The sequence below is a fragment of the Pseudomonas sp. WJP1 genome (assembly GCF_028471945.1).
Taxonomy (GTDB): Bacteria; Pseudomonadota; Gammaproteobacteria; order Pseudomonadales; family Pseudomonadaceae; genus Aquipseudomonas.
Genome location: NZ_CP110128.1, coordinates 2047115 through 2059781 on the forward strand (window position 1 = coordinate 2047115; position 12667 = coordinate 2059781).

Annotated in this window: 10 protein-coding genes; 4 read left to right on the forward strand and 6 right to left on the reverse strand. The window is 60.4% G+C overall.

What is annotated here, in order from left to right:
- Window positions 1-7 precede the first annotated feature (7 nt).
- From OH720_RS09310 to OH720_RS09320, 3 genes are all read left to right on the forward strand, one after another.
- Window positions 8-706, forward strand: coding sequence for an RraA family protein (locus OH720_RS09310; protein WP_272605342.1), 699 nt, complete (start codon window positions 8-10; stop codon window positions 704-706).
- A 76-nt stretch (window positions 707-782) separates the two neighbouring features.
- Complete coding sequence (locus tag OH720_RS09315) at window positions 783-2069, forward strand: CitMHS family transporter (RefSeq protein ID WP_272605343.1); 1287 nt, start codon at window positions 783-785, stop codon at window positions 2067-2069.
- A 183-nt stretch (window positions 2070-2252) separates the two neighbouring features.
- Entirely contained in the window at window positions 2253-2768 is a 516-nt protein-coding gene (locus OH720_RS09320) for a DUF4405 domain-containing protein (RefSeq protein ID WP_272605344.1), read from the forward strand.
- A 14-nt stretch (window positions 2769-2782) separates the two neighbouring features.
- Here the strand turns inward: OH720_RS09320 and OH720_RS09325 are convergent, their stop codons facing one another.
- Entirely contained in the window at window positions 2783-3151 is a 369-nt protein-coding gene (locus OH720_RS09325; protein ID WP_272605345.1) for a VOC family protein, read from the reverse strand.
- 169 nt (window positions 3152-3320) lie between these two features.
- On the opposite strand from OH720_RS09325, the gene OH720_RS09330 reads away from it, so the two are divergent.
- Complete coding sequence (locus tag OH720_RS09330; RefSeq protein ID WP_272605346.1) at window positions 3321-3890, forward strand: DUF4174 domain-containing protein; 570 nt, start codon at window positions 3321-3323, stop codon at window positions 3888-3890.
- Between the two features lie 12 nt (window positions 3891-3902).
- Here OH720_RS09330 and OH720_RS09335 read toward each other — a convergent pair whose 3' ends face one another.
- The 5 genes from OH720_RS09335 to OH720_RS09355 all read right to left on the reverse strand — a co-directional run bounded on the left by OH720_RS09335 (window position 3903) and on the right by OH720_RS09355 (window position 12569).
- Window positions 3903-6095: an autotransporter outer membrane beta-barrel domain-containing protein gene (locus OH720_RS09335; protein WP_272605347.1), complete on the reverse strand. Its 2193-nt coding sequence runs from the start codon at window positions 6093-6095 to the stop codon at window positions 3903-3905.
- A 97-nt stretch (window positions 6096-6192) separates the two neighbouring features.
- Complete coding sequence (locus OH720_RS09340; RefSeq protein WP_272605348.1) at window positions 6193-9777, reverse strand: ATP-binding protein; 3585 nt, start codon at window positions 9775-9777, stop codon at window positions 6193-6195.
- Between the two features lie 3 nt (window positions 9778-9780).
- Window positions 9781-10404, reverse strand: a complete 624-nt coding sequence (locus OH720_RS09345; RefSeq protein ID WP_180204937.1) for a response regulator transcription factor — start codon at window positions 10402-10404, stop codon at window positions 9781-9783.
- A 169-nt stretch (window positions 10405-10573) separates the two neighbouring features.
- Window positions 10574-11209: a retron system putative HNH endonuclease gene (locus tag OH720_RS09350; protein WP_272605349.1), complete on the reverse strand. Its 636-nt coding sequence runs from the start codon at window positions 11207-11209 to the stop codon at window positions 10574-10576.
- Window positions 11202-12569 (reverse strand): AAA family ATPase, encoded by a 1368-nt coding sequence (locus OH720_RS09355; protein ID WP_272605350.1) that lies wholly within the window; start codon window positions 12567-12569, stop codon window positions 11202-11204. Before OH720_RS09355 ends, OH720_RS09350 begins: the two co-directional genes overlap by 8 nt.
- Window positions 12570-12667: the final 98 nt, after the last annotated feature.

Below are 12667 nucleotides of genomic sequence, written 5' to 3' on the forward strand. Positions count from 1 at the left end.
TTTATCCATGACTGGTTATTCCAATGAACAATGGCCTGCGGGCTATCGCATCAACCCTCGTGTAGACAGTCTCCCGGCCGATCTGGTCGAGGCGTTCCGGGCCATCCCGGTCGCGGTCGCGGGCGACTGCATGGGCCGTAGTGTGGGCGCCCGGGGCTTGAAGGCTTATCACGGCGAGCTGTCGCTGAAACTCTGCGGACCGGCCTTCACGATCCGCATTCGGCCGGGAGACAACCTGATGGTGCACAAGGCGCTGATGATGGTCGAGCCCGGCGATGTGTTGGTGATCGATGGCGGCGGTGATGTCAGCCAGGCGGTAATCGGTGGCCTGGTAAGGACCACGGCGCTGCGGGTGAAACTGGGCGGCATCGTTATCGACGGCGCTGTGCGTGACCTCGAAGAACTCGCCGAGGGCATCGTTCCGGTATTCGCCGCCGGCCACACCCATCGCGGTCCGAGCAAGGATGGCCCCGGGGAAATCAACGTGCCGATTGCCTGCGCGGGCTTGTGCGTATTACCCGGCGACCTGGTGCTTGGCGATGCGGACGGCGTGATCGCCATTGCCGCTGCAGACGCGGCGGCGCTGTTGCCCAGGACGCTGGCTCATCTGCAGCGTGAAGCGGGGATTCGCGAAACCAACGAGAAGGGCACCGCTGACCCCGAACGCTTCAATGCCCTTTTACGGGCCAAGGGATTGCCGGTCTGACTGAACGATGCAACGCGTCCAGCCGACATCGGCCGGACGCCGCCAGCCTGTACAACTATAAAAACAGGGTAACGCCATGCTCATGCTTCTCAGCTTCTTGATGTTGGCCAGCTTCATCTATTTCCTGATGAGCAAACGCCTGTCCGCACTGACGGCGTTGATCCTCATTCCCACGGCCTTCGCCTTGATCGGCGGCTTCCATGCCGACCTGGGAAAATACGTCATCGATGGCTTGAAAATGGTGGCGCCCAACGGGGTGCTGATGATTTTCGCCATGTTGTATTTCCTGACCATGACGGAAGCCGGCATGTTCGACCCGCTGGTGACCCGGATCGTCAAGGCTGTGCGGGGTGACCCGGTGAAGATCTTCATCGGTACCGTTCTGCTCGCATTCATCGTCGCGCTGGATGGCGATGGCGCGACCATCTACATGATCGTTCTCTCGGCATTTTTGCCGATCTACAAACGCCTCGGCCTGTCGTTGCCGATGGTCTGCTGCCTTTTGCTACAAGTGGCCGGGCTGGGCAACATGGTGCCATGGGGCGGGCCCACAGCCCGAGCCGCGACCTCGATGAATGTCGACGTCGCCGACATGTTCGTGCCCATGCTGCCCGCCATGCTCGCCTGTGTCGGCTCGACCTTCGTCCTGGCCTACCTGTTTGGGCGCCGTGAACGTGCGCGACTGGGTGGCACCATCGACTTGAACGGCGACTTCGCCGTGCACAAGGAACATCGTGGTGAGGGGTGGCGTTTCTATTTCAACTGGGCGTTGACCGCGCTGTTGATCCTGGGCCTGTGCCTGCAGCTGTTCCCCCTGAGCTACCTGTTCATGGTCGCGGCCTGCCTGGCGGTGGTCGTCAACTTTCCCGACCTCAAGGCCCAGCAGGAACAATTGGCGCTGCATGCACCGCCGATCCTCGCGGTCTCCAGCCTGATCTTCGCGGCCGGCGTCTTTACCGGCGTGCTCTCCGGTACCGGTATGGCCAATGCCGTTGCAAGCGGATTGCTGCAGGTGATTCCCGACAGCTTTGGCCCTTACCTGGCAGTGATCACCGCACTGCTGAGTATTCCGGTGACTTGGCTGGTGTCCAACGACGTGTTCTATTTCGGTATCTTGCCGATCCTTGCCGAGACGGCCCAGCATCACGGTATCAGCGCGATGGAAATGGCCCGCGCGTCATTGGTGGGGCAGCCGGTGCATATCCTGAGTCCCCTGGTCGCGTCGACTTACCTGGTGGTCAGCATGCTCAAGCTCGATTACGCCGAGAACCAGCGCTTTACCATGAAGTGGTCGGTGATCAACTGTTTCATCTTGCTGGCGGTGTCGCTGCTGAGCGGGATTTTTCCACTGTTCGTCAACTAAGGGTTCATTAAGAAACAGGGGTGTGGGCACTTGTCGGGCTCAATGTAACTTCAAACTTTACTCTGGCTTACAAACTCCTTACACGGATCAGCGGTACCATCATGCGCTTGAACCCTTGCATGAAAATACCTCTTCGTCAGTCCAGTGCCCGCGCTTGTCCGCCGTCACCAAGACCACTGATCCATGGAAAGTTGCCACTTGAAAAACCTGATCAATCGCTTCGCAACCCCGCTGACCACAGGCTTGTTTGTCGTCTCTGTGATTTCTGGCGTGGCACTGTTCTTCCATTGGGCGCCGGCGTTGTTTCATGGCATGCATGAATGGCTGAGTATTGTGCTTCTGGTTCCATTTGCGCTGCACTTGTGGAAAAACTGGGGGCCGTTAATGGGGTATATCAAGCGCAAGTCACTTTATATACCGCTGCTGTTGTCGATCCTGGTTGCAGTGCCTTTTGTCGTTTCAGGCATGGGTGGCAAGCAGGGCGGTAATCCGGCCTTTGCCGCGGTGCAACTGGTGACCAAGGCGCCTTTGACCGACAGCGCAGCGCTGTTCAAGAACACCCCTGATGAACTGGTTGAGCGACTGCGCCAACGCGGGTATTCGGTGGCATCGCCCAGCGACAGCCTCAACCAGGTCGCCCAGTCAGCCAAGATGCAGCCCACGCAGTTGATTGCCGAATTGCTGAAGGAGCGGCAGTAACGGCAAAAGGGGCGTCATTCGCGGGTGAAGATCTCCAGCAGATGCCCGTCCGGGTCATCGAAATACACCCGCCGTCCTCCACCATGCTCATTGATTTCCCTGGGCCGCTGCTTGCCCGGATCGGCCCACCACGGCTGCCCGTTTACCTGCAGGCGAATGAAGGCCCGGTCGAAATCGTCGTCGCCGAGCAGGAACGCGTAATGCTGCGAGGCGATTGGCGGATCGTTGTCGTAGAAGTCCAGCGACACCTGGTTGTCGAGCCTGACGATCAGCATCGGCCCGAAGGGCTCCGGGGGCGGCAGGCCGAGGAGTTCAACCAGGAAATGTGCCGACCTGTGCTTGTCGCGGCACCAGACAATGGTGTGGTTCAACCGGGCGCTCATGACGGGCCCTCACAACGGGTCAGGATATGTTTTCAGATTAGTCCAGCCTGTTGCGCAATGACCGCCCTGACCTAAGCTTGGAGCATGGCGAAACACATTTGCCAAGCGTCACCGGAACGAACGCCGCGATGCGCAATCATTAGAGCGTGGATATCAAAAGGAGATGCGCATGCTCATCAGGTCACTGACCCTGGCTACCTTGCTGGCGATTGCCGGCCCCTTGTTCGCCTCCGATGGCGATTCACCTCTGGATATCGACAAGGGCAGGGCCCGGCCGCTGATCGTGATTGCCCCGAGCACCGTCGACCCCGTCTGGGTCAACCTGAAAAAGTCCCTGGAAGATCCCGCCAACAAGCAGGGTGTCGCCGAGCGCAACATCCGGGTCTACAGCGTGCTGAACATGTCCGGCCAACTGGATGGCAAGGACCTCGGCCAACAGGACACCATGGCGTTGATCCGTGCCCTGAAACTGGGCGCCGGCGCGTTGCCCAAGGTGATCCTGGTGGGCAAGGACGGCGAGAAGAAACTCGAAAGCTCAGGGGAAGATTCAAGGTCGGTCGACCTGAAGAAAATCTTCGCCACCGTCGATGCCTTGCCGGCGACCGAGAAGGAAGCCGTAGCCCCCACGCCACCGCCGGTTGCCGAAACCCCACCGCCCCAAGGGTCCAAGGCTGCAAAAAACGGCAAACCGGCAAAACCGGCAAAACCGGCCAAGCCACCGGAAATGCCGGATGATTGAGCCGGCACAGCTTTACCACTGGTAGCGATAACCCGCCGTCACCGCCCAGGGCTGCTCGATGTCGTTGCCCTGGGTGTAGCCACCCTCGACGAACAGATTGTGTCCCTGAACCGTTGCAACCATCACCCCGCCACCGAGCTCACCCCGTGAGCCCGGCAGACTGCTGTCCAGTTTCACCCCGCTGACGTACACATGGCTGTCGCCGGCATGTTCGGTGATCCAGGCGGCCTTGGCATAGGGTTTGACGGACATGCCGCTGTCCAGTTTCAGGTCACGGCCAACGATGCCGCCGACCCGGCTCTGCACCGAGAGCATCGCATCCTGCTCAACCTCCAGGCCGTTGCTCGCGGTGTAGTGGCCGCCACTGACCCGCGCCATTTGCAGCCCCACCTGCGGCTCGACAAACCAGTCCCGGCCCAGCCCGATATGCTTGCCCACTTGCACGTCCGCACTCACGGCGTGGGTCTGGTAGTCGGCCTTGATCTTGTCGCCAAGGTTGCTGGTGATCTTGACCTCGTTGTCCAGTCGGCTGTATTGCAGCGCGCCGTCGACGTACAGCCCGCTTCGATCCAGGTAGCTGGCATAACCGCCGACCGTCAGGCTGTCGATCTTGCCCTTGCTGGCCTCGCCGAAATCCTGGCGACCCTGGCCCTGGCCGATCAAGCCACCCACGTAGAGGCTGCCATCGGCAAAGGGCAGGGCCTTGTCGGCACCGATTTCCATGCCGTCGACCTGTTGCTGGAAGGCGCGACTGGTGCCGCTGTCCAGATGTTGTTCGGCACCATAGCCGCGGGTCCAGATGCCACCCTTGTCCTTGCCTGAGCGCAGCTCGCCGAAATGCCCGGTGGTGGCGTTCATCTGGGCGCTGATCAAGGCGGCACTGGCGGCGTGGCTGGCCACGGCAGCGTTGGCGCCTTTGCTCAGGGTTTCGGCTTGTGGCAGGCGAGGGGGCTGGGCAGGGCTGACGGGCTCGACAGGGGCTACGGGAGAAACCGGTTCAATGGGTGTAACGGGGGAAACGGGATCTACGGGCGTGACCGGGGTGACCGGATCAACAGGATCAACTGGATCAACAGTATCCGTCGGCGGCTCCACAGGCGGGACGACCGGATCGACCGCCGCCAGATTGGCCAGATACCAGTCATCGCCCTGTTGCTGTAACTGATAGCGGTAAGCGCCCGCATCCACTGTCTGGCCGTGCAGCTTGAAGTCCCCGCTGCCGTCGCCGTCCACCAGCAGCAGTTTTTGCAATGCGCCGGTGGGGGCGTTGCCCGAGTCGGCGACGACCAGCGTGTGACTGCCGCTGACCGTGCCCAGCAACTGGAGGCGGTCGCCGCGCAGTGCCGCCAGGTCGGTGTTCATCAGGAACTGGCCGTTGCCGCTCAGCGGCCCCTTGATCAACAGGGTATGGAAGCCGTTGACCGCGGGGTCGGCGAACTTGACCTGACCGTCGACATGGTTCGCGCCACCCAGGATGGCATCACCCTTGAGTTGCAGCACAGCCCCTGCATCGAGCCGGGTGTCACTGGCGTCGGCGCGGTCACCGAGGACCATCAGCCCACCCCGCTTCACGGTGGTGAAGTGCACGTGGGTACCCGCCACGCTTTCCATCACGCCGCCCTGATTGACCAGGGTGTCGAGGGCCGACGCCGACTCAGCGACGGACATCAGCCCGCCGTTGTCGATGCTGGTCTGCTGGGCATGACCGTTCCCGTAGACGGTCATCAGGCTGTCGCCGACGCGGGTGTTTTTGGCCGTGGCGCTGCCGTCGACATACATCGTACTCGCGTTGAGCTGCGTGCCGCTGGCCACTGCGTTTTGCATCACCTCAATGGTGCCGTGGTCGACGCGCGTGCCCATCGCAGTGGCCGAACCGACGACCAGCATGTTCCCACCGCGCGCCACCGTGCTGTCGACCGCCGTGCTGTTGTCCTGCATCGATAGCCAACCTGCGTCGACGACGAGAGTGCCCAGGGCCGACGCGGTATCCAGAAGGTTGATCCGACCATTGCTCACGCTGCTGTCACGTAGTTCACCGCCTGTGCCGACTTTGAACCAGGTTCCATCGTCGATCAGTACATTGGCCTGTGGTGAGTGCAGGCAGGTGAGGGCATCACAACTGTCCGCAAGTGCCAGACCGGGAGCGGCCCCCAACAACAGCAAGGCGCCCGACACCGAAACCCGAGAAAGACTCAACGCAAACATAATGATCCGCCGCCAACAGAGAGATGAGGCGGCGAATTCTGCGCAGGCGCGAGGACGGGGTATCGGGGGTGATTCCGAAGTTTTTGTAGGAAAGGTCCTACAGTGCTTGTCGATCAAGCACGCCTTGCAGGTGCTTCTGTAGACGCCTCATCTGGCCGGCAAAGGCGTCGAACAGGCGATGCAGTTCCTGTTGCGTGACGGTGGTCCCGCAGCTTGACTCCAGTTGCTCGCAGGCACTGATCAAAGGCGCGGCGTGAATGATTCGGGCACTGCCGAGGATCTTGTGGCAACACCGGGCCATGCTGCTGAAATCCCCAGCGCAGAACAGTGCCTGCAGGGCGTCGAAGTCCTCCTGATTGGTGCGCAATACCGTGGCCAACAGTTGCCGGGTCAGCGCCGCGTCACCGGCAGTGATGTCGTTGACCTTGGACAGGTCGAAACACGGCGCGGTGGCCTGGCGGGTGTGTTCGGCCTCGTGCAGGTAGCGCTCCAGTACGCCGCGGGTGAGCGGCTTGAACAGGCAGTCGTTCATGCCGGCTTCGAGGCAGCGCTGGACTTCCCCGGGCTGGGCGTTGGCGGTCAGCCCCAGCACGTGGGTCGGTGTGCGCCCTTCGGCGGCCTCGATGGCACGTAGCTGACGGGTCAACTTGTCGCCATTGAGCAACGGCATGTTGCAATCGGTGATCAGGTAGTCGAAGGCATCCTCGCCCCACAGGCGCAGGCCCTCCAGGCCGTTCTCGGCACAGGTGACGCGCATCCCTAAGGATTCGAGCTGGCGTTGCAGGACCATGCGATTGAACTCGTGATCTTCGACGATTAGCACATTGCGCGTCGGCAGCGGCGGCAGGGGTGCGCTGTCCAGCGGCAACGCGGCTTCGGCTTCGGTGACGGGCGCAACGTCCAGCCTCAGGGTGAAGCACGAGCCCTGTCCCGGTGTGCTGGCACAGTCCAGTTGCCCGCCCATCAACCGGGTCAGTTGCTGACAGATGGCCAACCCCAGACCGGTGCCGCTCTGCAGTTCGCTGTCCTGACCGGAAAACTGCGTGTAGGGCTGGAACAGCCTTTGACGCTGCTGTTCGTCCATGCCGATGCCGGTGTCGCGCACCACCAGTTGCAAGTGCGCCATGGGCATGTCAGGGGCCAAGGTCAGCTCTACGGTGACCGTGCCTTGGGCGGTGAACTTGATGGCGTTGCTGACCAGGTTGGACAGGATCTGCCGAAAGCGCAGGGAGTCGAGCTGCACAGCGCTGTCCGGGCCATGGCTGATAAATTCGAGTTCGAGGTTTTTCTGTTGCGCGAGGCTGGCAAAACTTTGCAGCACCGTGCGCGCCAGGCGTTGCGGATGGGCGCGGGCGCTGCGTAATTCAAGGTGCCCGGATTCGATCTTCGACAGGTCGAGGATCTCGCCGATCAGCTCCATCATGCCGCTGGCGGACTTCTGCGCGATATCAATCAGCTCAGCGTCCTTGCCCTGTCCGGATGGCTGGCCGCGCAGCAGTTCAAGGACACCGACCAGGGCGCTCATCGGCGTGCGAATCTCATGGCTCATCACCGCCAGGAAATGGCTTTTGCCGCGATTGGCTGCCTGCGCCTGGTTTTTCGCCTGGATCAGCGCGTGTTGCAGGTGATGCTGTTCGGTCAGGTCGATCCAGCCGCCAATGACCCCGGTCATGGTGCCATCGGAATCGCGGTACGGCAGCGCCCAGTGGTAGACGTGGTAGGTCTTGCCCTTGACCGTCATGGTGAAGTTGTCGAACGACGGCTCGGCGCTTTCGAGGGTGGCGCGGTGAATGCGCTTGTAGCGGTGGGCATCGGCCAGCGGCAGGATGTTCGCTTCGATCAATCCCTTGTTCAGCACTTGCTCGAGTTCGACTTCCATCACTTGCAGGTAGGCGCGATTGCACGTCTGCAGCAGGCCTTCGCGGTTGCGGACGTAGATCGGATGCGGTGTGCCATCGACCAGCACCTTCATGAACACCAGTTGGTCGTTCAAGGCTTTCTGCGCCTTGAGGCGCTCGGCGATTTGCCGACGCAGCGCGAGGTTCCACGCCAGCCCCACCAGCACCAGCAGGATCATCCCCGCCACGGCGCGCAGGAACCAGTTCTTGTAGGCGCTCCAGGCGCCGTGGCTTTCCTGCGGGTTCTGCCAGCGGTTGGCCAGGGCGCTGAGATCGTCGGGTGAGATGTCGAGCAAGGACTTGTCGAGGATCGAAATCAGTTCGGCATTCTGTTTGCCGCTGGCGAAGCCGATCAGGGCCGGTTGCGAACCGAGCACCGAATCGATTTGCAGGCGGCCGCGAAAGAACCGGTCAATCAGGTAGGACGCCGTCATTTGCGGCTGAATGACGCCGTCGACCTGACCTTCGGCCAGCAATTCGTAGGTTTCGATGGGGGTATCGACCTGTATCACCTTGATGGCCGGCCATTCGCGCTGCAGCCAGTTGGCGGCCTGCGAATTGTCGATGATCGCCACGGAATGGATGCCGGCCAGGCCATTGCGTTCCGCTTGCACCCGGGTGACCAGCACAAACGCGTTGATCGCGAAGGGCCGGGCGAATGCCAGGCGGTCCTCGCGGCGCTCACTGTAGGTCAGGGCAGCGATCAGGCTGGGCGGGTCGCGCTCGGTGCGCCGGGTCATGGCCTCCACCGAGGACATCTTGCTCGGATTGAACACCAACCCGGTGCGGTCGTTGATCAGCTCCAGCACGTCGGCGGCCATGCCGCGAAACTGGTCCTGGCCATCAAAAAAGCTGAAGGGTGAGTACAGGTCGTTGGCCAGCACGTCGATGCGAGGATGGTCCTTGATCCATTGCTGCTCGGCAGCGCTCAGTTGCAGGCGGTTGTAAGCCAGTTTCGGGTTGGCGCCGATGCCCCAGCGGTGGGCGATCGCGACCCGTTCCTGAATCGAAATACCGGCCAGCACGCTGTTGAGCAGGGTCAGCAGCTGGCTGTTCTGGCGCTGCACGGCAAAACTGAAGCCCAGCCCTTCGGAGTCGCGCTGGACGCGTTGCCTGAGGCTCTGCTGATAGCTGCGCTCGAGCAGGTACTGGTTGGAAATCGCATCGGTCAGCAGCACCTTGCCTTCGCCGTAGGCCACCAGGCCCAAACCGTCTTGCGTGGAATCGACGGCCTGCACCTTGTGCTCACGGAACAACGCGTTCACCCGTTCCTGCTGCATCCAGCCCGGATCGAACAACACCGTGGTGCCCGCCGGCAATTCGTTGTTGGCCCAATGGGTACCGAAGCGGCTGATCAAGACCGCCTGGTCGTAGGCATAGGCCGCACTCAGGCGCAGATCGGTGTATTGGCTTTCCAGGTGATTGATCCGCGGCACCAGGTCGACCTCGCCCCGTTGCAGGGCGGCCAGGGCTTCGGACTGGCTGGCGTAGCGTTCGACCTTGACGCGCACGCCCAAGGCCCGCGTCAGCACATCGAGATAATCCGCGGAAAGCCCTTCGTAATCCTTTTGATTGGCGGTGATGTCCAGTGGCGGTCGGTCAGGCAGGTAAACGCCGGCCCGCAGCACGGCCATCTCGTCGAGCCACTGACGCTGCGCCGTGCCGAGCGACAGGTGCACGGTGTTTTCGCTGGCGCGGCTGAGCAGCGTCAGCGGTTCGGCCGATGCCGCCACCCCCAGTGAAAAGGCGAACAGCCCGAGCAGCAACCGACCCATGAGGTTCATGGTTCAGACCAGGTCATTGCGCTTGGCGAACTCGATCAGCTCGAGCAAGGTATTGACGTTGAGCTTCAGCATCAGCCGCGTCTTGTAGGTGCTGACGGTCTTGTTGCTCAGCAGCATGTCGTCGGCGATCTGCTTGTTGCTCAGGCCCAGGGCCAGCCCGTGCAGCACCTTGAGCTCGCGCCGGGTAATGCCGCTGAGCAATTGCGCGTCGTCACGGGCGAAATCGCTGTGGCGCACCGAGTTGAGGGTGCCCACCGGATACCAGGACTTGCCGCTGGCCACGGCCTTGAGCGCCGTGACGATTTCCACCGGATCGTCGATTTTCGACAGGAAACCGGCCGCCCCGGCCCGCATGCATTGGGCGGCGTACGCCTGGCTTTTCAACCCGGTATGCACCAGCACATGGGCGCTGCTGCCACCAATTCGCAAGCGGTCGAGCACCGCCATGCCGTCGAGCTGCGGAATATCCAGGTCGAGCACGATCGCATCGGGCTTGAGCTCGAACGCCAGGCTCAACGCGTCCACGCCGTTGTCGCACTCGCCGACGATGTCGTGACCTTCGCGGCCCAGAATCATCGCGATCGCCATGCGCACGACAGCGTGGTCATCGACCAACAGCACTTTCATGGATCAGCCCTCATGTCCTGTTTCAGCATAGTCCCCAGGCGACATGGAGCCGCGGGGGGCTGATGCGTGGCGGGGGTGGAAAAAAATGAGGCGCGATCCTAAGCGGTTTGGGGGGAGGGCGATAGTGTCCGCTGTATCGATGTGCTGGGGTAACGAAACAAAAGCGATTTTAAGCTTGTGTCAGAAAGTGATGGATTACGTTGACGAGGACGGGTGAAAAAGGCTGAAGACATTGCGCTGCATTCGGCACTTTCAGGTCTTCCAGCAGCAGATTCAAAAGCTCTTCGTCTTCAAACTGTAAATCGTCGGGAGGCACGCTCTGGCTATAAATGAGTGCATCGACCATTGCTTTGCGCCTACTGACAAGCGTTCTGTTGCTTGACTCGGTGTGGCCAAGATTCAATGTCTCGATGGAAATTCTGGCCCGTTCGGTTTTTCCCTCGACAAGACCCGACAGGTAGAACTTCAACTCGGTTTCACATTCGGCCATCAGCGGTGTGAGTGGCAATTGCCGTGTTTTTCGACCATGCCCGCATTGTTGAGCGTGCTGGCAGCTGGCGACGATGTTGGAAAACTCCAGCGTTCGATTCGGTGCACTGTCCTGGGCTTCAAGATGCTCGTTATGGGCGTTATCAACCGTGATTGACTGACAGCAATACGCGCATAAACCGTACTGCTCCGAGATACAGGATGATCGAATCGACTGGCGCTCTTGCGGTGGTAGATCCCGATAACCCAACGTCCTGTTTGAGCGCTTAAAGCTAGTCAGCGAAGCCGGTTCCATTCCCTTATCGATCTTACGCACGACGTAGCTCCAACTTACGGATCAACAGTGCCGCCTTCGCCAGCTCCAGATGCCCCTCTGGCAGCTCATTGGCAAGTGCGGCGAATAGACCTTTGGCGTTTTCCAGATCACCATCCTGCAGATGCTTGAGCAGCTGATTCAGGCGCTTTTGCACTTCGCTGTTGCGTACATCGGTGTCCATGACCTCCAGAAGCACCTGGTTGGCATCCAGTCCGTACAAGCCGTTGTGTTCCCGTAGCTCCCCGTCGTCGAGCACGTAACACAACACATCCTTCGCGTCGCTGATGACCAGTGGCGAGTGGGTGGTCAGGACAAATTGGCAATTGGGAAAAGTCTCGCTCAATTGCCGAATCAAGCTGCGCTGCCATTTTGGGTGCAGGTGCAAATCGACTTCGTCGATCAGGACGATGCCGTCACCTTCCAGCGGGTTGTCCAGAGACTGGTTCATCATCGCCAACCGGCGAGCGATGTCGCCGACCAAAGCCATCATGGATTTTTCACCCTGCGAGAGCTGGGAGACGTTCAGGGTTACGCCGTCCTTGTCGATCGCCATATGCAGGCGTGGTTTGCGTTGCACTCTAAGGTTGCTGAAACCGGGCATGAAGGTGGCGATAGCGGAACGTACAGCGGTCAACTGGCGATCTCGGGATGAAGCCTTTAGCTGGGAAAGGGTTTTCCAGATGTCGCTGTTCTTGCCGAACTTATCGGAAATCTCAGCCAATGCTGAGTCGGATACGCCGGTTTCGTTTTCGCTGTCTTCGCGTTCGCGGAACCATTCGAAGAAACGTCGGAAATCTACACCCCGGTTTAGCGCGTTGTCGTAGCCGTCGAGTTGATCGAAGGAGTGTTTGGTGCGGATTTTTAGCGGGATTTCCAGAACTGAGCGCTCTACTGGGTAGTAGGCGATCAGTGGGAGCGAGGCTTTATCATCTGCTGTTAGCTGGTTGCGGTAGTGATCCGCAAGGCGACTGACACCTCCCAGCGAGCTATGGATATGAGCTTTCCGTCCTTGCCTGCCTCGGGCAATACCCCACGTAAATAAAACACTTTCAGACTCAGTATCGGGCTGGTTCGAGCGTGCTAGCGATTCGTCTACTACACCAATCAAAATCAATGCAGCGGCAGCGCCGTTTCGAACGTCGTCTTCAGTAAGGTGATTGCCACTGCCCTTTTCAGTACGAATTCTTGCGACGAGCCAGCTCAGAGAGATTGCCAGTGATTTCAGAAGGGTGGTTTTTCCGGCACCGTTGTTTCCTACCAGAACCGTTACGTTTGAGGGGTGGTTTGGTGTGGGCGCTAACGGGACTTCCAGATCGGTGAACCGACCGACATCCGTGAGTTTGAGTCTGGTGATTTCCATTACAACGCCCTTTGGCGGTCAGTCGGTTTGAATACTTGAACGCACATTATGTCATTCCCGGCTACGGATTGATCCGACGCCGTTCGCAGGCTTGGGAG